The sequence below is a fragment of the Micromonospora sp. GCM10011541 genome (assembly GCF_042650725.1).
Classification (GTDB): Bacteria; Actinomycetota; Actinomycetes; order Mycobacteriales; family Micromonosporaceae; genus Micromonospora; species Micromonospora sicca.
Map to the genome: position 1 here is coordinate 22,749 of NZ_JBHSBP010000001.1, position 20,130 is coordinate 42,878.

Sequence of the window (20,130 nt, forward strand, 5' to 3'; positions counted from 1 at the left end):
GCCGGTCACGCTGTTGCCTGCGGAGGACCCGCCGGTGGGTCCCTCCGGGCCGGGGCCGGGGCCGGCCGGCGGAACGCGGAACATCGGGAGATCACCAGCATGCAGAACCAGCCCGGCGGCGCGCCACCGGTCTTCGTCGACCGGACCGGACGACGTCGCCGGCTCACCGTCATCGCCGGCGCGGCGATGGGCCTCGGCCTGCTGACCAGCCTCGGGCTGATCCTCGCCGGCCTCTTCTTCGACTCCTCCGTCCCGCTGCCCGGCTGGTCGGAGACCAGGCAGCGGCCCCCCGTCGAGGCCGGGGTGGACGCCCCCGGCGAGGTACGCCAGCCGAGCAGCCCCAGCCCGCGCCCGGTGCCGGCGACCAGCACCTCCGTGCCCGCTCCGGCACCCTCGCCGACCTCCGCCGGCGCCCGGGCCACCGCCCCGGCGCCCCGGGCGTCCATGAGCAGCCCGCCGGGCCAGGGCGCCGAGCGGCGCACCGCCAAGCCCAGCCGCACCCCGCGCAAGCCATGACGATGGCGAGACACGTGGCCCGGCCCGACCCTCGGGCGCACTGGCTGCTGCTCCTGCTCGGTCTGTTCGTCCTGCTCGCGGCGCTGAGCTTCAACGGGCTGGTCACCAACGTCGGCGGTGGGTCCGGCCCGTCGGACGCGCCCGCCTCGCCCGCCCCCCGTCAGGCGGTCGCCGGCGGGCCGGTGCTGCGGCTGGACGGGCCGACGCCGGTCACCCGGCGGATGCCGGCGCGGACGATCGCCCTGACCTTCGACGACGGACCGGACCCGCGCTGGACCCCGCAGGTGCTCGACGTGTTGCGCCGGCACCACGCGCACGCCACGTTCTTCGTGGTCGGCGCGCGGGTCGACGAGCACCCGGAGCTGGTCCGGCGGATCCTCGCCGAGGGCCACGAGATCGGCTCGCACACCTTCACCCACGCCGACCTGACCGCGGTGCCGCGCTGGCGGGCCGGGTTCGAACTGGCCTGGACCCGCAGCGCCGTCGCCGGGGCCACCGGCCGCGAGGTGACCCTGCTCCGGCTGCCGTTCTCGTCGGTCACCACCTCGCTCACCGGGCCGCAGTACCAGGCGCTGCGGGACGCCGCAGGCAGCGGCCACGTTGGCGTGCTCACCGACCGGGACACCAAGGACTGGCAGCGGCCCGGCGTACCCGCCATCGTCCGGGCCGCCGGTCCGCAGGACGGGGCGGGGGCGGTGGTCCTGATGCACGACGGCGGCGGCGACCGCAGCCAGACCGTGGCCGCCCTCGACCAGCTGCTGCCCCAGCTGACCCGCGAGGGCTACCGGTTCACCACCGTCTCGGCGGGGATCGGCGCGCCGGACTCGATGGTGCCGGCCGGCGCGGGCGCCCGGCTCAGCGGCACCGCGCTGCGCTGGGCGCAGACCGGTTCCGGCTGGCTGGCCGCGGCCATGAACCTGCTGCTCGGCGTCGCGCTGCTGCTCGGCGTCGCCCGGCTGGCGGTGCAGGTGGTCTGCGCCCAGCTGCACGTCCGCCGGGTCCGCCGGCCGCGGTACCGCCGGCCCGAGGTGAACGGCCCGGTCTCGGTCATCGTGCCGGCGTACAACGAGGCGGCGAACATCGCCGCCACCGTGCGGTCGCTGGTCGCCAGCGCGTACCCGGCGCTGGAGGTGATCGTGGTGGACGACGGCTCCAGCGACGGCACCGCGGAGATCGTCGAGCGGCTGCGGCTGCGCGGGGTGCGGGTGATCCGGCAGGCCAACGCCGGCAAGCCGGCGGCGCTGAACACCGGCATCCGGGCCGCCCGGGCGGACCTGCTGGTGCTGGTCGACGGGGACACGGTGTTCCAGCCGGACACCGTGCACCGCCTGGTGCAGGGCTTCGCCGACCCCACGGTCGGCGCGATCTCCGGCAACACCAAGGTGGCCAACCGGCGTCGGCTGCTCGGCCGCTGGCAGCACCTGGAGTACGTGATCGGCTTCAACCTCGACCGCCGGATGTACGACGTGCTGGAGTGCATGCCGACCATCCCGGGCGCGATCGGCGCGTTCCGCCGGGAGGTGTTGCTGGCCGTGGGCGGTGTCCCCGCCGACACCCTCGCCGAGGACACCGACCTGACGATGCGGGTGCTCCGGGCCGGCTGGCGGGTGGTGTACGAGGAAGGCGCGATCGCCTGGACCGAGGCGCCCTCGTCGCTGCGCCAGCTCTGGCGGCAGCGCTACCGCTGGTGCTACGGGACGATGCAGGCGATGTGGAAGCACCGGCACGCGCTGCGCGAGCCGGGCGCCGGCGGCAAACTGGGGCGGCGGGGCCTGCCGTACCTCACCGTCTTCCAGATCCTGCTGCCGCTGGCGGCCCCGGCGGTCGACGTCTTCGCCCTCTACGGGCTGCTCTTCCTGCCCTGGTCGGCGCTGGTCCTGGCCTGGGCGGGGCTGCTCCTGCTGCAGGGCTTCACCGCCGCGTACGCGCTGCGCCTGGACCGGGAGCGGTACGGCCCACTGTGGACGCTGCCGTTCCAGCAGCTCGTCTACCGGCAGGTGATGTACCTGGTGGTGGTGCAGTCGGTGGTCACCGCGGTGATCGGCAACCGGCTGCGCTGGCAGCGGATGGTGCGGACGGGCGAGGCGGCCGCGCTGGTCGGCGCGGGACCGGCCCCCCGCTGACGCCGCCCCGGCTGTGCTCTCGATCCGTGCCGGTCGGGTGCGGTCAGCGGGCGTCGAAGAGGCCGGCGGACCAGGAGACCGCCACGCCGATGGCGGCGGAGCAGCAGCAGATCAGCAGGGCGGCGGCGACCACGCCGAGGATCATCCAGGCCGTCCCGCGCCGGGCCGCGCCCGTTCCGGCCGGCACGTCCGCCCGGGGCGCCTCCTCGTCGTCGCTCACCGCGGCAGTCTATGCGCGCGTCGCCGGCCCGGATTCCGGCACGGATGGCGGTGCCCGGCGCGGCCGGAGTGGACCCGCCGTCCCGGTCTTGCAGGGCGAGTGACGGCCGTCCGCCCGGAAGCGGGGCGCCGGCCGGGGAACGGCGGGGCGGGCGGCGGTGGGCGGTCGGGCAGGATGGGGCGATGGAGCTGATCTCGATCGACGACGTTCGGGCCGCCGCCGACGACATCGCCGGGACGGTGGTGCGTACGCCGCTGCTGCCGGCCCCGTGGGACGGTGAGCTGTGGCTCAAGCCGGAGAGCCTGCAACCGGTGGGCTCGTTCAAGCTGCGCGGGGCGACCCACGCGGTGGCCCGGCTAGACCCGGCGACCCGGGCCCGGGGCGTGGTGACCCACTCGTCCGGCAACCACGGCCAGGCGCTCGCCTACGCGGCGCGGGCCGCGGGCGTCCCCTGCACGGTGGTCGTCCCGGCGGGAGCGCCGCCGGTCAAGGTGGACCGGATCCGGGCGCTCGGCGCGGAGGTGCGCCTGGTCCCGCCGGCCCGCCGGCTCGCCGAGGCGGAACGGATCGCGGCCGACACCGGCGCCGCGCTGGTGCCGCCCTTCGACGACCGGCGGGTCATCGCCGGGCAGGGCACCATCGGCCTGGAGATCGTCGCGGACCTGCCCGACGTGGACGTGGTGCTGGTGCCGGTGGGCGGCGGCGGGCTCGCCTCGGGAGTGGCCACGGCGGTGCCGGCGCTCCGCCCGTCGGCCCTGGTGATCGGCGTGGAGCCGCTGCTCGCCGCCGACGCCAAGGAGTCGCTCGCCGCCGGCGAGGTGGTGGTCTGGGATGTCGAGCGGACCTACCGGACCAGCGCCGACGGGCTGCGTACGCACCTGTCCGCGCTGACCCTCGCCCACCTGCGGGACCGCCTCGACGGCATCGTCACGGTGACCGAGGAGGAGATCCTCGCCGCCACCGGTCGGCTGGTGCGGGACGCGCGCCTGGTGGCCGAGCCGAGCGGCGCGGTGGCCCTGGCGGCTCGGTTGTCGCACCGCGACGAACTGCCCGCCGGGCGTACCGTCGCCGTGGTGACGGGCGGCAACGTCGACCCGGCGCGGCTCGCGTCGGTGCTGGCCTGACTGGAGGGGCCGGCGACCGGGCCCCTCCGTCGGTGGTCAGGCGCGGCGGAGGCGGTCCAGGATCCAGGCGTTGATGAACGCCTCCTCACGCCAGGCGTCGTACCGGCCGCTGGGTCCGCCGTGGCCGGCGCCCATCTCGGTCTTGAGCAGGTAGTCGCCCTGCGGCGCGACCGCGCGCAGCCGGGCGATCCACTTGGCCGGCTCGTGGTAGAGCACCCGGGTGTCGTTCAGGCTGGTCACCGCGAGGATGGCCGGATAGTCGACCGGGGCCACGTTCTCGTACGGGGTGTACGACTTCATGTACGCGTACACCTCGGGGTCGTCGAGCGGGTTGCCCCACTCCTCCCACTCGGTGACGGTGAGCGGCAGTGACGGGTCGAGGATCGAGGTGAGCGCGTCCACGAAGGGCACCTGCGCGACGATGCCGGTGAACGCGTCCGGGGCCAGGTTGGCCACCGCGCCCATCAGCAGGCCGCCGGCCGAGGCGCCCCGGGCCACGAGGCGGTCGGCGGCCGTCCAGCCGGCCTTGGCCAGGTGCCGGGCGCAGGCCACGAAGTCGGTGAAGGTGTTCTTCTTGGCCAGCAGCTTGCCCTGGTCGTACCAGCGCCGGCCCAGCTCGCCGCCGCCGCGGATGTGTGCCACCGCGAAGATCACGCCCCGGTCGAGCAGGGAGAGCCGGGCGATGGAGAACCACGGGTCCATGCTCGACTCGTACGACCCGTAGCCGTAGATGACGGCGGGGGCGGAGCCGTCGCGCGGGGTGCCCTTGCGGCAGACCAGCGAGATCGGCACCCGGGTGCCGTCGTCGGCGAGCGCCCAGTCCCGGTGCTGCTCGTAGTCGGCCGGGTCGTACGGCCGGCCGTCCGGCCCGGGCCGCACCGGCTTCTGCTTGCGCAGCACCATCTGTCGGCTGACCAGGTCGTAGTCGTAGACCGAGTCGGGGGTGACCAGGGAGGTGTAGCGCAGCCGCACCTCATTGGTGCGGTACTCCGGGTTGGCGTCCAGCCCGACGCTGTAGATCGGCTCGGGGAAGTCGATGTCGTACGGGTCGCCGCCGCCCACCGGCAGCACCCGCAGTCCGGTCAGGCCGTTGGTGCGCAGCGAGACGACCAGGTGGTTCTCGAACGCGTCGACCGACTCCAGCCGGGTGCCGGGGGAGTGCGCGATCAGCGGCGTCCAGTCGCCGGGCGCGTCCGCCGAGGTGTACGCCAGCGCGAAGTCCTCCGCGCCGTCGTTGTGCAGGATCAGGAACCGGTGCCCGTGGTGCTCCACGGCGTACTCGACGCCCTGCCGGCGGGGCGCGATGATCGCCGGCTCGCCGGTGGGGTTGGCCGCCGGGATCACCCGTACCTCGCTGGTGATCTTGCTGTGGATGTCGATGACCACGAACCGCTCGGAGCGGGTCAGCTCGACGCCCACCCAGAACCGCTCGTCGTCCTCCTGGTGGACCACCACGTCCTCGCCGGACGCCGTGCCGACGGTGTGCCGCCAGACCCGGTTCGGCCGCCACGCCTCGTCCACGGTGACGTAGAAGAGGGTGGAGGCGTCGGTGGACCAGGCGGTGCCGTAGAAGGTGTCCGGCACCTCGTCGGCCAGCACCTCGCCGGTGGAGAGGTCCTTGATCCGCAGGGTGAACCGCTCGTCGCCGGCGAAGTCCGTCGAGTACGCCAACCAGCGGCCGTCCGGGCTGACGTCGAACGCGCCGAGCGAGAAGAAGTCGTGCCCCTCGGCGAGCAGGTTGCCGTCGAGCAGCACCTCCTCGCCGTCCAGCGGGGCGCCGTCGGCGCTGATCGGGGGCGCGGTCTCGCCGTCGCGGACGGCCCGGCGGCAGTGCACGCCGTACTGCTGACCCTCGACGGTGCGGGTGTAGTACCAGTACCCGTCCTTGCGGGTCGGCACCGACAGGTCGGTCTCCTGGGTGCGCCGGCGGGTCTCCTCGAACAGCTGCGCGCGCAGCGCCTCGAGGTGCGCGGTGCGCGCCGCCGTGTACGCGTTCTCCGCGGTCAGGTGGGCGATCGTCTCCGGGTCGTCCTTGGCGGCGAGCCAGGCGTACTCGTCGACGACGGTGTCGCCGTGGTGGGTGCGCTCGGTCGGGACGCGCTTGGCGACGGGTACGGGCGACGGCTCCAGGTCGCGGCGCGGCGACAGACGCGCCGAGCTGGAGTTGTCGGGGGTCTCGGTGGTCACGGCGTCACGTTACCGGCCCCCGGCGCGCCGTCGTGGGGTACGCGCGGCACGGGATCCGGCAACCCCGCCAACACGTCTTTCGAACACATGTACGATGACCGGCATGGCGGCTGCAGCGAGTTCCACGAACCGGCCCGGAGCCCTGGAGATCACCCGGCGACTGGCGGAGATCTGCGGCCCGCCGTTCGCCCGCTTCGCCGGCCCCGCCGACGAGGTGGCCGGCCGGACGGCGCGCTGGGTGGCGGTGCCGGGCGGTCCGCACGCCGCCGCCGAGGTGCTGCGGCTGGCCGCCGCGCACCAGCTCACCGTCGTGCCGCGCGGCGCGGGCACCAAGATCGACTGGGGTGCCGCTCCGGCCCAGGTCGACATCATGCTCGACACCGGCCGGCTCGCCGGGATCTGGCACGAGCCGCAGGGCTCACCGGTCGCCGAGATCGGCGCCGGCACCCCGCTCCGGGCGGTCCAGGCAACCCTGGACCGCACCGGCCAGCGGCTGCCGATCGACGTGCCCTCTCCCGGGGCGACCCTCGGCGGGGTGCTCGCGGCCGACGAGGCCGGCCCGCTGCGGCACCGGCACGGCAGTCCGTGCGCCCAACTGGTCGGGGTTCGCTACCTGGACGCCGACGGCGAGCTGGTCAGCCTGGGTGCGGCCGGCACCGCGCGGCTCGGCCAGGCCGGGCCGGCGGGCGGCGAACCGGCGGGCGGCGGCGCGGCGGGCGGCGGCGCGGCGGGCGGCGGCGCGGCGGGCGGCGGCGCGGCGGGCGGCGGCGCGGCGGCAGTGTTCGGCGCGGCGCAGGTGCCGGGGCTGGACGTGGCCCGGCTGCTCTGCGGCTCGCAGGGCGGCCTGGGCGTGCTGGTCTCGGCGACCATGCGGGTGCAGGCCGTGCCGGCCAGCCGGGTCTGGGTGACCCGGCCGGTCTGGACCCCGCTGGAGGTGCACGACCTGGTCCGGGCGGTGCTCGCCGCCCGGCTCGACCCGGCCGCCGTGGAGCTGGACCTGCCCGTCCCGGTCCCGCTGCCCCGCCGACGGGTCCACCCCGACCACCCCTCGGTCCTCGGCCGGCCCGACCATCCCTCGATCGCCCGGCGGTCGGCCGGGCCGGCCGCGGCGGGCAGCCTCGTGGCGCTGCTGGAGGGCGGCCCGGCCGACGTCGCGGAGCGCGTGGAGCGGCTGGTGGGCCTGCTCGGCCCGGAGGCGGTGGTCGGGCACGCCGCCCCGGAGTGGTGGGGGCGCTACCCGTTCGGCCCGGGCGAGACCGCGCTACGGATCGAGGTGCCCATCAACGACCTGCACGCGGCGGTGTACGCGCTGCGCGACGCCGCCGGCAGCGCGGTGCCGGTCCGCGGCTCGGCCGGTATCGGCACGGTGCACGCCGCGCTGCCCGGGTCCCTGCCGCCCGACCGGGTGGCGTCGATCGTCGCCGCGGTGCGCGGGGTGCTGCTGGCCCGGCGGGGCCGCTGCGTCGTGGTGGCCGCGCCGGCGCCGGTCCGCCGGGTGGTCGACCTCTGGGGCGACCTGCCCACGCTGCCCCGCCTGCGGGCGGCCAAGGAGCACCTTGACCCGCACCAGCGCCTCGCCCCCGGCCGCCTCCCCGGCGGTCTCTGACCTCCGTTGTCAGAGGGCGTCGTTGCGGAGGACCAGGATGGCGATGTCGTCGCGGGGGGCCTCCACCGAGAAGCCGATCGCGGTGGCGCGCAGCCGGGCGGCGACCACGTCCGCCGAGTAGCCGGCCAGCGGGGCGGCCGCGTCGCGCAGCCGCTCGGTGCCGAAGAGCTCCCGGCCGCGCCGGCGCTCGGTCACCCCGTCGGTGTAGAAGATCAGCGCGTCGCCCGGGCCGAGCGAGATCTCGGCGGTGGGCGTGGCGATCGAGTCGAGCAGCCCGAGCGCCGTGCCGCCGGTGCCGACGAAGTCGGCGCCACCACCGCCGCTCAGCAGCACCGGCCGGTCGTGGCCGGCCAGGTGCAGGGCCACGTCGAGCTGGTCGCCCCCTGCCGGCCCGACCGCCGCCAGGGCCAGCGTGCAGTACCGGCCGCCGCCCCGCTCGACCAGCGTCTCGTTCAGCCGGCTCAGCACCTCCGGCAACGGCTTGCCGTCGCCGACCAGCACCCGGATCACGTCGCGGACCAGCCCGGTGACCGCCGCCGCCTGGACGCCCTTGCCGGACACGTCGCCGATGACCACCAGCCAGCGGCCGTCCGGCAGCGGCACCACGTCGTAGAAGTCGCCCCCGACCTCGGCGTCGTCGCCGGTCGGGACGTACTCGGCGGCGAAGCCGATGCCCTCCACCACCGGGAGCACCGGCGGCAGCAGCGACTGCTGGAGGGTCTGCGCGACCCGGCGCCGTTCGGCGTGGATCCGGGCGTTCTCGATCGCCAGGGCGGCCCGGCGGGCCACGTCCTCCAGCACCGAGACCTCGTCCGGGTCGTGCCGGTGCCGCTGGTGCCGGCCGACGGCCAGCGTGCCGAGCCGCTGGCCGCGGGCGATCAGCGGGACGGCGAAGCCCTCCATCGGGGCGCCGAGCGGGACCTGCGACGCGCTCCGCGACGACTCGCGCAACCGGGCCTGGATCGAGTCCGGCCCGGTCTCCTGGAGCACCTTGTGCAGCTGCGGCAGCACCGACTCGTCGGCGTGGCTGGCCGCGGCGAGCCGCAGCCGGCCCCACTCGTCGGTGGTGTGCACCGCGCACCACTGGCCGAGCCGGGGCACCACCAGCTGCGGGATGAGCGCCATGGTCAGCTCGACGTCGAGGGACTGGGCGAGCAGCTCGCTCGCCTCGGCCAGGAAGGTCAGCCAGGCCGACCGGCGTACGTCCGCCCGGCGCAGCCGGTCGTTCTCCAGGTGCAGCGAGAGCCGCTCGGCCGCCAGCACCGCGAGCGGTCGGGCGTACGCGGACGGTGCCGCGTCCAGCTCCAGCTCTCCCGCGTACGGGCGGTGCACGGCCAGCGGCACCCGGACCAGCTCGTTGTCGTCCCGGGGCTGCCGGCCGTACCGGGCCAGGACCTGGATGCCCTGCCCGTCGCCCCGGTCCAGCCGGACCACGCCACCGGTCGCGCCGACCATCTCCGCCAGCCGGGTCACCAGACCGGTCGCGAACTCCGGCAGCGGGTCCTCCGCGTACGGATCGGGGCTGATCTGCATCAGCTCGCTCATCGCGGCCGCGCTCGGCGCGTCGCGCGTCGCGTCGTCGCCGTCGGCGAGGTGGCTGTGCGCCTCCGCGGCCGCCGTCCGCCGCTCCGGCGGCGCGGCGTCGTGCCGGTCCAGCCGGAACCAGACACCCTTCCCGGTGGGCAGGTAGGTGGTGCCCCAGCGGCTGGCGAAGTGGTCCACCAGCAGCAGGCCGCGTCCCCGCTCGGCGACCTCGGTGATCTCGTCGGAGACGTTGCGGACGCCGACCACCAGCTCGTCCACCGGCCCGGCCGCGAAGTCCGAGACGGTCACCGTCAGCCCGGTCTCGTCCGCCGCGACCTCGATGTCCAGCTCGGTGCGGGCGTGTTCGACCGCGTTGGTGGAGAGTTCGGTGGTGAGCAGCAGCGCCTCGTTGAGCAGCTCCTCGAGGTCCGCCTCGGCGAGCACGGACCGGACGAGGGCCCGGGCGGCGGCGGGCGTACGCCGGTCGGCGGGCAGCCGAACGCTACGGACATGACTGTCCGAGTTGTCGGTCATGCCCGGTTCCGCCTCCGCTGACACCTCCGTATCCTCCACCGCCGTCGCCCCGGCTGCCAAACCCCCTGCCGATTGCGCGGGCCGCACCCGCGACGCCCACCAATGGGGCGGAGCGCCGGGGGCCGGGCGGCGGGCCGCTCGGACGGCGCGTGGGAGTGGCGGCTGCGCGCACGTCGTAGCCTCGACGGCGGCACGGGCAGAATGGTGGGATAGGCGCGTGTCGGTACGAGCCGGGCCCCGAGCTGAGCGAGGAATGATGACCACGGCGAAACAGTCGACAGCCGCGGATCCGTCCGCCCCCGATCACGAGGTGCTGCTCGGTGAGCTGATGGAGGCCCTGCGGCGGGTGCGCAGCGGCGACCTCAAGGTCCGGCTGCCCCGCCGGGCCGGCCTGGCCGCCGAGGTCGCCGACGCCTTCAACGACGTGGTGTCGCTGCAGGAGCGGCAGCACCTCGACCTGCGCCGGATCAGCCGGATCGTCGGGCGGGACGGCCGGCTCACCGAACGCCTCGACGACGAGGGCCTGGACGGCTCGTGGGCGGAGGGCCAGCGGGCGATCAACTCGCTGATCGACGACCTGGGCCGCCCCACCACGGAGATCGCCCGGGTGATCGTGGCGGTGGCCGACGGCGATCTCTCCCAGCACATGGCGCTGGAGATCGACGGCCGGCCGCTGCGCGGTGAGTACCTGCGCATCGGCCGCACGGTGAACACCATGGTCGACCAGCTCTCGTCCTTCTCCAACGAGGTGACCCGGGTGGCCCGCGAGGTGGGCACCGAGGGCAAGCTGGGCGGCCAGGCCGACGTCCGCGGCGTCGCCGGCACCTGGAAGGACCTCACCGACTCGGTGAACACCATGGCGTCGAACCTGACCGGCCAGGTGCGTTCGATCTCCCAGGTGGCGACCGCGGTGGCCAAGGGCGACCTGTCGCAGAAGATCACGGTCGGGGCGCGGGGCGAGGTCGCCGAGCTGGCCGACACGATGAACTCGCTCACCGACACGCTGCGGCTCTTCGCCGAGCAGGTGACCCGGGTGGCCCGGGAGGTGGGCACGGACGGCAAGCTCGGCGGTCAGGCGGAGGTGCCGAACGTCGCCGGCACCTGGAAGGACCTGACCGACAGCGTCAACTCGATGGCGTCGAACCTGACCAGCCAGGTGCGCAACATCGCCCAGGTCTCCACGGCGGTGGCCAAGGGCGACCTGTCGCAGAAGATCACGGTCGCCGCGCAGGGCGAGATCCTGGAGCTGAAGGACACCGTCAACACGATGGTGGACCAGCTGTCGTCGTTCGCCGACGAGGTGACCCGGGTGGCCCGTGAGGTGGGCATCGAGGGGAAGCTGGGCGGCCAGGCCCAGGTGCGGGGCGTCTCCGGCACCTGGCGCGACCTGACGGAGAACGTCAACCAGCTCGCCGGCAACCTGACCAGCCAGGTCCGCAACATCTCGCAGGTCTCCACGGCCGTCGCGAAGGGCGACCTGTCGCAGAAGATCACGGTGGATGCCCAGGGCGAGATCCTGGAGCTGAAGAACACGGTCAACACCATGGTGGACCAGCTGTCGTCGTTCGCCGACGAGGTGACCCGGGTGGCCCGCGAGGTGGGCACCGAGGGCAAGCTGGGCGGTCAGGCTCAGGTCAAGGGCGTCAGCGGCACGTGGCAGGACCTGACCGACAACGTGAACTCGATGGCGTCGAACCTGACCAGCCAGGTGCGCAACATCGCCTCGGTCACGACGGCGGTGGCCAAGGGCGACCTGTCGCAGAAGATCACCGTCGACGCCCGGGGCGAGATCCTGGAGTTGAAGTCGACGGTGAACACGATGGTGGATCAGCTGTCGTCGTTCGCGGACGAGGTGACCCGGGTGGCCCGCGAGGTGGGCACCGAGGGCAAGCTGGGCGGGCAGGCCCAGGTGCGCGGCGTCGCCGGCACCTGGCGCGACCTGACCGACAACGTGAACTCGATGGCGTCGAACCTGACCGCGCAGGTGCGCAACATCGCCCAGGTCTCCACCGCCGTGGCCAAGGGCGACCTGTCGCAGAAGATCACGGTGGACGCCCAGGGGGAGATCCTGGAGCTGAAGTCGACGGTGAACACGATGGTGGATCAGCTGTCGTCGTTCGCGGACGAGGTGACCCGGGTGGCCCGTGAGGTGGGCACCGAGGGCAAGCTGGGCGGTCAGGCTCAGGTCAAGGGCGTCAGCGGTACGTGGCGGGACCTGACCGACAACGTGAACTCGATGGCGTCGAACCTGACCAGCCAGGTGCGCAACATCGCCTCGGTCACCACGGCGGTGGCCAAGGGCGACCTCGGCCAGAAGATCACGGTGGACGCGCAGGGCGAGATCCTGGAGCTGAAGAACACCGTCAACACCATGGTGGACCAGCTCTCGTCGTTCGCCGACGAGGTGACCCGGGTGGCCCGAGAGGTCGGCATCGAGGGCAAGCTCGGCGGCCAGGCGCAGGTGAAGGGCGTCTCGGGCACCTGGCGGGACCTCACCGAGAACGTCAACCAGCTCGCCTCGACGCTGACCACCCAGCTCCGGGCGATCGCCCAGGTCTCCACCTCGGTCACCCGGGGCGACCTGACCCAGCGGATCGCGGTCAAGGCGCAGGGCGAGGTCGCCGAGCTGAAGGACAACATCAACCAGATGATCGTCACCCTTCGGGAGACGACCAAGAAGAACGCCGAGCAGGGCTGGCTGGACTCCAACCTGGCCCGGATCAGTGGTCTGCTCCAGGGCCAGCGGGACCTCGGCGAGGTCTGCCGCATGATCATGATGGAGGTGACCCCGCTGGTCGACGCGCAGCTCGGCGCGTTCTTCCTGACGGACAGCTCCGACGGGAGCATGCGACTGCGGTTGACCGCCTCGTACGGCTACGTGGCGCGGGGACACGACGTGACGTTCGGTCCGGGGGAGGGGCTGGTCGGGCAGGCCGCGCTCTCCCGCCGGACGATCCGGGTCAAGGCCCAGCCCGACGGCCGGCTCGTCCTCCGCTCCGGACTGGCCGAGACGCCCCCGGCCGACCTGGTGGTGCTGCCGATCCTCTTCGAGGGCGAGCTGCTCGGCGTGATCGAGTTCGCCAGCGTGACCACCTTCTCCGAGCTGCACCTGTCGTTCCTGGAGCGGCTGGTGCTCACCCTCGGCCTCGCGGTCAACACGATCCAGGCCAACCGGCGTACGGAGGAGCTGCTGGCCCAGTCCCAGCGGCTCGCGCAGGAGTTGCAGGAGCAGTCGGCCGAGCTGCAGCGCACCAACGCCGAGCTGGAGGACAAGGCCCAGCTGCTCTCCGAGCAGAAGGGCAACATCGAGACGAAGAACCGGGAGATCGAGCTGGCCCGGCTCGGCCTGGAGGAGAAGGCGCAGCAGCTCACCCGGGCGTCGGCGTACAAGTCGGAGTTCCTGGCGAACATGAGCCACGAGCTGCGTACGCCGCTGAACTCGCTGCTGCTGCTGTCCCGGTTGCTGGCCGAGAACTCGGAGCAGAACCTCACCCGCAAGCAGATCGAGTTCGCCCGGACGATCCACAGCGCCGGTTCGGACCTGCTCTCGCTGATCGACGACATCCTCGACCTGTCCAAGATCGAGGCGGGCCGGATGGACGTCGAGCCGACCGAGGTGCGGTTCTCCGAGATCCGCGGATACGTCGAGCAGGCGTTCGCCCCGCAGGCCGAGGAGAAGGGCCTCGACTTCCAGGTCCGGGTGGCGAAGGACCTGCCGCCGGCGCTGGTCACCGACGCCCAGCGGTTGCAGCAGATCCTGCGCAACCTGCTCTCCAACGCGGTGAAGTTCACCGACAACGGGGCGGTGACGCTGCGGATCGCCCCGGCCGCGGAGAACGCCGTCTTCGACGTGCCGGCGCTGACCAATGCCCGGCAGGTCATCGCGTTCACGGTGATCGACACGGGCATCGGGATCTCGGACGACAAGCTGTCGCTGATCTTCGAGGCGTTCCAGCAGGCGGACGGCACCACCAGCCGCCGGTACGGCGGAACCGGGCTGGGCCTGTCGATCAGCCGGGACCTGGCCCGGCTGATCGGCGGGACGATCACCGTGTCGTCGGCGCCCGGGCAGGGTTCGACGTTCACCCTCTTCGTACCGGACGTGCTGGCGCCGGACGCGGTGGTGGCGCCGGCGCCGCCGTCGCCGAGCCGCGCGGGCCTGCCGTCGTCGCTGCTCATGCCGATGGAGCTGCCGCAGCCGCCGGAGACCCCGGCGACCCGGCGGCTGGAGGGAGCGACCGTGCTGATCGTCGACGACGACGTCCGCAACGTCTTCGCCCTGACCTCCGCATTGGAACTGCACGGGATGACCGTGTTGTACTCGGACAACGGGGTGGACGGGGTCCGCCTGCTGGCCGAGCATCCGGAGGTGGACATCGTGTTGATGGACGCGATGATGCCGGACCAGGACGGGTACGAGACGACCCGGCAGATCCGGCGCAACCACCGCTTCGCGGACCTGCCGATCGTCTTCCTGACCGCGAAGGCGATGCCGGGTGACCGCGAGTCGGCGCTCGCGGCCGGGGGTAGCGACTACATCACCAAGCCGGTCGACCTGGACGAGCTGATCGAGTTGATGGCGTCGTGGGTCAGCGGCAGCCGAGGCGAGGAGTATTCGTGACACAGATGGCCAAGGCGCTGCTGGTGGACGACCGGCGGGAGAACCTGATGGCCCTGGAGGCGATCCTCCAGGGGCTTCCGGTGCAGTCGGTCGCCGTGGAGAGCGGCGAGGCGGCGCTCAAGCAACTGCTGGTGGACGACTTCGCGGTGATCCTGCTGGACGCCCAGATGCCGGACATGGACGGGTTCGAGACGGCCAGCCACATCAAGCGGCGGGAGCGGACCCGGCACGTACCGATCATCTTCCTCACCGCCGCGGACAAGGACGCCCAGCTCGCGCTGCGCGGCTACGCCGTCGGCGCGGTGGACTACCTGACCAAGCCGTTCGACCCGTGGGTGCTGCGGGCGAAGGTGTCGGTCTTCGTCGAGCTGTGGGTGAAGACCCGGCAGCTCGCCGCCCAGTCCGACGTGGTGCGGGAGCGGGACGCCCAGTGGCGGGTGCTCACCGAGGCGGTGGACGAGGCCACCGCCCTGCTGCGCGGCGACGACGGCACGGAATCCCGGGAGCGCGCGGTGGACATCCTCGAGCAGGCCCGCTGGGGCAACAGCGCCTGACGGTCAGGCGTCGGCCCGGTCGCCGTGTCCCGTCGCGGCGCGCCGGGCCCGCCACCGCTCGCCGAGCGAGTCGATCTCCTCCTGTACGAAGAGGAAGAAGTCCCGCATCTCGCTGACCCGCTCGCCGCCGGGGGTCTCCCGCCCGGCCAGGGCCGCCACCCCGCCCGCGGCGATGTCGATGAAGTTCTTGTAGAGCCCGGTCTTGGTGATCGTGGCCTCGTACCAGGGGTTGTCCGGCATCCGGTAGCGGTCCCGCCGGGAGCCCTTCACCGGCTCGCGGACCAGCATGGCGAACTGGGTGAGGTAGCGGACCGCGCCGGAGACGGCCGCGGCGCTCACGCCCAGCCGCTCGCCGATCTCACCGGCGGTGAGCGGCCCGTCGGCGCTCATCACGGTGAAGAGCACGCGGGCGGCCATCCGGGGGAAGCCGACGTCCGCGAAGGCCATCGCCATCCGTTCGACGAAGAGGTGGATCTCCTCCTCGTTCCGGGTGGGGTGGCGGTCGTCAGCCATCGGCGGGTGCTCCTCACTGCCATGTCCTGGACCCGATCGTGCCTCAGGTCTCACAGTCTTCACAAGTTTGTGAAACAAGCGTAGCTTCCAAATCATGGAAACTCCGATTGAGGTGTCCGGCCTGGTGAAGACCTTCGGCCGGACCCGGGCGCTCGACGGACTCGACCTCACCGTCCGCGCCGGGGAGGTGCACGGCTTCCTGGGCCCCAACGGTTCCGGCAAGTCGACCACCATCCGGGTGCTGCTCGGCCTGCTCCGGGCGGACGCGGGGGCCGTCCGACTGCTCGGCGGCGACCCCTGGCGGGACGCCGTCGCCCTGCACCGACGGCTGGCGTACGTCCCCGGCGACGTCACCCTCTGGCCCAACCTGTCCGGCGGCGAGGTGATCGACCTGCTCGGCCGGATGCGCGGCGGGCTGGACCCGAAGCGCCGGGCCGAGCTGCTGGAATCCTTCGAGCTGGACCCGCGCAAGAAGGGCCGGGCCTACTCCAAGGGCAACCGGCAGAAGGTCGGCCTGGTCGCCGCCCTCGCCTCCGACGTCGAACTGCTCATCCTCGACGAGCCGACCTCCGGGCTGGACCCGCTGATGGAGGAGGTCTTCCAGCGGTGGGTGAGCCGCGCCAAGTCCGACGGCCGGACCGTGCTGCTCTCCAGCCACATCCTGGCCGAGGTGGAGGCCCTCTGCGACCGGGTGACGATCATCCGCAACGGCCGGAACGTGGAGACCGGCACCCTCGGCGAGCTGCGTCACCTGCACCGCACCGCGATCGACGCCGAGCTCGCCGGGCCGCTGGACGGCCTCGCCACCCTGCCCGGCGTGCACGACCTGCGGGTCGAGGGCAACCGGGTGCGCTTCGACGTGGACACCGCCGCGCTGGACGCCGCGCTGCGCCGGCTCACCGAGATCGGCGTACGCAGCCTGGTCAGCCAGCCGCCCACGCTGGAGGAGCTGTTCCTGCGGCACTACGAGTCGACCGGCGCCGAGGCGACCCGATGAGCACCCTCACCGGCACCCGTCACCTGGTCCGCCTGATCCTGCGCCGGGACCGCGTCCTGCTGCCGCTCTGGGTGCTGGTCCTCGCCGTGCTGCCGATGTCGTACGCGGCCAGCTTCTTCGAGCTCTTCCCGACCGCCGCCGAGCGGGCCGCGTACGCCGCCGGCACCGCCCGCAACCCGTCGATCGTCGCGCTCCTCGGCCCGGTGTACGGCGAGAGCGTCGGCGCGCTCACCGCCCAGCGCGGCGGCTTCCTGCTGGTGATCATCGCGCTGGCCAGCCTGCTCACCGTCATCCGGCACACGCGCACCGAGGAGGAGGCCGGCCGCCGGGAACTGCTCGGCGGCACCGTGCTCGGCCGGTACGCCGGCCTGACCGCCGCCCTGCTCGTGACGTACGCGGCCAACCTGCTGCTCGGCCTGCTCACCGCCGGCGGGCTCGTCGCCACCGGCCTGCCGGCCGCCGGCTCGCTGGCGTACGGGCTGGCCGGCGCGCTGGTCGGGATCGTCTTCGCCACCGTCGGCGGGCTCGCCGCCCAGCTCACCGAGACGGCGGGCGGGGCACGGGGGATCGCGATCGCCGTCCTCGGGGCGGCCTTCGCGCTCCGCCTCGCCGGTGACGCGGCGGAGCGCGAGTGGCTGAGCTGGCTCTCCCCGCTGGGCTGGGCGCCCCGCATCCGGGCGTACGAAGGCGACCGGTGGTGGGTGGCGGCGCTGTCGGTGGGGCTGTCCGCGCTGCTCGCCGCCGTCGCGTACCCCTTGTCGGTGCGCCGCGACCTGGGTGCCGGGCTGCTGCCGCCCCGGCTCGGGCCGGCTACCGCCGGGCGCGCCCTCAGCGGGCCGTCCGGCCTGGCCTGGCGCCTGCACCGCGGGCAGATCCTCTGGTGGTCGGTCGGCTTCGGCCTGCTCGGGCTGATCCTCGGCGGGGCGGCGAAGGCCGCCGGCAGCTCGGTCGAGGGCAATCCCCAGCTGGAGCAGATCATGACCAGGATCGGTGGCGCCTCCGGGCTGGCCGAGGCGTACCTCGGGGCGACGCTGAGCCTGGCCGGGCTGGCCGCCGCCGGCTACGGCATCCAGGCCGCGCTGCGGATGCGGGCGGAGGAGACCGACGGGCGCGCTGAGCCGGTGCTGGCCACCGGGGTGACCCGGACCGGCTGGCTCCTGTCGCATGTGTTGTTCGCCCTGGTCGGGCCGGCGGTGGTGCTCGCCGTCACCGGTTTCGCGACCGGCCTGACCTACGGGATCAGCGTCCACGACGTGCCGGGCGAGCTGCCCCGGCTGGTCGGCGCCGCGCTGGCGCAGCTGCCGGCCGCCTGGGTGCTGGCCGGCCTCGCCGTGCTGCTCTACGGGCTGCTGCCCCGGCTCGCCCCGGTGGCCTGGGCGGTGCTCGCGGTCTGCGTGCTGCTCGGCCAGCTCGGCGCGGTGCTGGAGCTGAGCCAGTGGCTGCTGGACCTCTCTCCGTTCACGCACACCCCGCAGGTGCTGGGCGACCACTGGCACGCCACCCCGCTCTGGCTGCTGACCGCCCTGGCCGCCCTGCTGTCGGCCATCGGCCTCACGGCCTTCCGCCACCGCGACACCCCCACCACCTGACCCCGCCCCCAGCTTCGGTCGATCATGAAGTTGTTGTCCCGCGCCTCAGCGCGTCGCGGCAACATCTTCATGATCGACGGGGGTGAGGCGACCCCGGGCGGAGGCAGTGGGAGGGGTGGGTCAGGGGGCGGTTTCGTTGCGGATCATCAGGGCGGAGCGGAGGCCGGTGATGTCGAGGACGCGGAGGAGGAAGTCGCCGACGTTGCTCAGCACCAGCAGGCACTGCGCGTGGCTGGCCTTGCGGCTGAGCACCACCAGCGTGCCGAGGCCCTGCGAGTCGCAGAAGGTGACCCCGCCCAGGTCGAGCACGATGCGCGGCGGGGGGTCGGCCAGCACCTCATTGACGACTGTCGACAGCTGGGCGGCCGTGAGCATGTCGATCTCACCGGCGAGGCGAAGAACAACTTCGTCACCCGTCCGGTGTACCGTGATGGACAGTTCGGCACGATCCACCCGGTTACCCTATCGCGATCTCGACCACCCGGCCCGCCGAGCCTGCCCCGGTTGCGCGCCGACCCGGTGCCGACCGCCGGCCCCGGCTGATCTTCATCCCGCTCGGCCGACCCGCACGCGGGTGAGCCCGGTAACCCCGGTGCGGGGTGGCTGCCGATTCCCCGGCGGGCGCTGACACAATGGCGGCATCGTGACCGATACCCTTTCCGCCGGATCCGGCCGCTACCCGGCCGACGCGCCGGCCTCCGAGGCCCTGTTCGACCGCGCCAAGGCCATCGTGCCCGGCGGGGTGAACTCCCCCGTGCGCGCGTTCCGTGCCGTCGGCGGCACCCCGCGCTTCATGGTCCGGGGGGAGGGTCCCTGGATGTTCGACGCGGACGGCCGGCGCTACGTCGACCTGGTCTGCTCCTGGGGGCCGCTGATCCTCGGCCACGCGCACCCCGAGGTGGTCGCCGCCGTGCAGGAGGCCGCCACGTACGGCACCAGCTTCGGCACGCCCACTCCGGGCGAGGTGGAGTTGGCCGCGGAGATCGTCGCGCGTACCCCGGTCGAGCAGGTGCGGCTGGTCAACTCGGGCACCGAGGCGACCATGTCGGCGATCCGGCTGGCCCGTGGCTTCACCGGGCGCGCCAAGATCATCAAGTTCGCCGGCTGCTACCACGGGCACTCCGACGGGCTGCTCGCCGCCGCCGGCTCCGGTGTCGCGACGCTCGGCCTGCCCGACTCGCCCGGCGTGACCGGCGCGGCGGCCGGCGACACCATCGTGCTGCCGTACAACGACATCACGGCGGTCGAGGAGGCCTTCGCGGCCGAGGGTCCGCACATCGCGGCGATCATCACCGAGGCGGCCGCCGGCAACATGGGCGTGGTCGCCCCCCGTGACGGCTTCAACCAGCAGCTCGCCCGGATCGCCCACGCGTACGGCGCGTTGCTCATCGTCGACGAGGTGATGACCGGGTTCCGGGTCACCCGCGCCGGGTGGCACGGCCTCGACCCGTCCGACGCCGACCTGTGGACGTACGGGAAGGTCATGGGTGGTGGGCTGCCCGCCGCGGCCTTCGGCGGGCGCACGGAGATCATGGCGCGGCTCGCCCCGGCCGGCCCGGTCTACCAGGCCGGCACCCTCTCCGGTAACCCCCTCGCCTGCGCCGCCGGCCTGGCCACGCTGCGGCTCGCCGACGACGCGCTCTACCGCCGGCTCGACGAGACGGCCGCCGTCGTGGGCAAGCTCGCCGCCGACGCGCTGGCCGCCGCCGGGGTCCCGCACCGCCTGTCGTACGCCGGCAGCATGTTCTCGATCTTCTTCACCGACGCCGACGTGGTCGACTACGACAGCGCGCGAACCCAGCAGGTCCCCGCGTTCAAGGCGTTCTTCCACGCGATGCTCGCCGCCGGCGTCTACCTGCCGCCGAGCGCGTTCGAGTCGTGGTTCGTGTCGGCGGCGCTGGACGACGCCGCTCTGGAGCAGATCGCCGCCGCCCTGCCCGGCGCGGCGACGGCGGCGGCAGCGGCGGGTCACGGGGGGTAGTGGGGTGAGCGCGAGGAGTGAGCCGGTTCTGCGAGCCCCGC

General features: G+C 73.6%; 14 protein-coding genes. 9 read left to right on the plus strand and 5 right to left on the minus strand.

The features are described from left to right. The first annotated feature begins 99 nt into the window (after positions 1-99). Both ACFOYX_RS00130 and ACFOYX_RS00135 read left to right on the plus strand, forming a co-directional pair. On the plus strand, positions 100-516 hold the full coding sequence (locus ACFOYX_RS00130; RefSeq protein WP_322443126.1) for a hypothetical protein: 417 nt from the start codon (positions 100-102) through the stop codon (positions 514-516). 2 nt (positions 517-518) lie between these two features. Next, the gene (locus ACFOYX_RS00135; RefSeq protein ID WP_322443125.1) at positions 519-2,639 is read left to right on the plus strand and encodes a bifunctional polysaccharide deacetylase/glycosyltransferase family 2 protein; all 2,121 of its coding nucleotides are present in this window, start codon (positions 519-521) and stop codon (positions 2,637-2,639) included. 43 nt (positions 2,640-2,682) lie between these two features. On the opposite strand, the gene ACFOYX_RS00140 is transcribed toward ACFOYX_RS00135, so the two are convergent. Then, positions 2,683-2,859, minus strand: coding sequence for a hypothetical protein (locus tag ACFOYX_RS00140; RefSeq protein WP_161557874.1), 177 nt, complete (start codon positions 2,857-2,859; stop codon positions 2,683-2,685). Between the two features lie 182 nt (positions 2,860-3,041). On the opposite strand from ACFOYX_RS00140, the gene ACFOYX_RS00145 reads away from it, so the two are divergent. Continuing rightward, positions 3,042-3,983, plus strand: a complete 942-nt coding sequence (locus ACFOYX_RS00145) for a threonine/serine dehydratase (RefSeq protein WP_238453950.1) — start codon at positions 3,042-3,044, stop codon at positions 3,981-3,983. A 36-nt stretch (positions 3,984-4,019) separates the two neighbouring features. Here the strand turns inward: ACFOYX_RS00145 and ACFOYX_RS00150 are convergent, their stop codons facing one another. Continuing rightward, on the minus strand, positions 4,020-6,113 hold the full coding sequence (locus ACFOYX_RS00150; protein ID WP_322443147.1) for a S9 family peptidase: 2,094 nt from the start codon (positions 6,111-6,113) through the stop codon (positions 4,020-4,022). Positions 6,114-6,273: 160 nt separating this feature from the next. Between ACFOYX_RS00150 and ACFOYX_RS00155 the strand changes: the two genes are divergently transcribed. Then, positions 6,274-7,776 (plus strand): FAD-binding oxidoreductase, encoded by a 1,503-nt coding sequence (locus tag ACFOYX_RS00155; RefSeq protein ID WP_322443124.1) that lies wholly within the window; start codon positions 6,274-6,276, stop codon positions 7,774-7,776. A 9-nt stretch (positions 7,777-7,785) separates the two neighbouring features. Here ACFOYX_RS00155 and ACFOYX_RS00160 read toward each other — a convergent pair whose 3' ends face one another. Further along, positions 7,786-9,834 carry a SpoIIE family protein phosphatase gene (locus ACFOYX_RS00160; RefSeq protein WP_322443123.1) on the minus strand — a complete coding sequence of 683 codons (2,049 nt, stop codon included), beginning with the start codon at positions 9,832-9,834 and terminating at the stop codon, positions 7,786-7,788. Between the two features lie 256 nt (positions 9,835-10,090). On the opposite strand from ACFOYX_RS00160, the gene ACFOYX_RS00165 reads away from it, so the two are divergent. Together ACFOYX_RS00165 and ACFOYX_RS00170 are read left to right on the plus strand one after the other, a co-directional pair. After that, positions 10,091-14,455 carry a HAMP domain-containing protein gene (locus tag ACFOYX_RS00165; RefSeq protein ID WP_322443122.1) on the plus strand — a complete coding sequence of 1,455 codons (4,365 nt, stop codon included), beginning with the start codon at positions 10,091-10,093 and terminating at the stop codon, positions 14,453-14,455. Beyond that, complete coding sequence (locus ACFOYX_RS00170; RefSeq protein WP_322443121.1) at positions 14,452-15,009, plus strand: response regulator; 558 nt, start codon at positions 14,452-14,454, stop codon at positions 15,007-15,009. Before ACFOYX_RS00165 ends, ACFOYX_RS00170 begins: the two co-directional genes overlap by 4 nt. A gap of 3 nt (positions 15,010-15,012) precedes the next feature. Here ACFOYX_RS00170 and ACFOYX_RS00175 read toward each other — a convergent pair whose 3' ends face one another. Then, positions 15,013-15,522 (minus strand): MarR family transcriptional regulator, encoded by a 510-nt coding sequence (locus ACFOYX_RS00175; protein ID WP_322443120.1) that lies wholly within the window; start codon positions 15,520-15,522, stop codon positions 15,013-15,015. 94 nt (positions 15,523-15,616) lie between these two features. Here ACFOYX_RS00175 and ACFOYX_RS00180 point away from each other — a divergent pair, with 94 nt between their 5' ends. Both ACFOYX_RS00180 and ACFOYX_RS00185 read left to right on the plus strand, forming a co-directional pair. Continuing rightward, positions 15,617-16,519 carry an ABC transporter ATP-binding protein gene (locus tag ACFOYX_RS00180; RefSeq protein ID WP_322443119.1) on the plus strand — a complete coding sequence of 301 codons (903 nt, stop codon included), beginning with the start codon at positions 15,617-15,619 and terminating at the stop codon, positions 16,517-16,519. Next, the gene (locus ACFOYX_RS00185; protein WP_322443118.1) at positions 16,516-18,108 is read left to right on the plus strand and encodes an ABC transporter permease; all 1,593 of its coding nucleotides are present in this window, start codon (positions 16,516-16,518) and stop codon (positions 18,106-18,108) included. The genes ACFOYX_RS00180 and ACFOYX_RS00185 overlap by 4 nt, the downstream gene beginning before the upstream one ends. A gap of 120 nt (positions 18,109-18,228) precedes the next feature. Here ACFOYX_RS00185 and ACFOYX_RS00190 read toward each other — a convergent pair whose 3' ends face one another. Further along, a complete protein-coding gene (locus tag ACFOYX_RS00190; protein ID WP_089011677.1) occupies positions 18,229-18,561 on the minus strand; it encodes an STAS domain-containing protein in 333 nt (110 codons plus the stop codon). Between the two features lie 190 nt (positions 18,562-18,751). On the opposite strand from ACFOYX_RS00190, the gene hemL reads away from it, so the two are divergent. Beyond that, positions 18,752-20,089, plus strand: coding sequence for a glutamate-1-semialdehyde 2,1-aminomutase (gene hemL / locus ACFOYX_RS00195; RefSeq protein ID WP_322443117.1), 1,338 nt, complete (start codon positions 18,752-18,754; stop codon positions 20,087-20,089). The last annotated feature ends 41 nt before the right edge of the window (positions 20,090-20,130 follow it).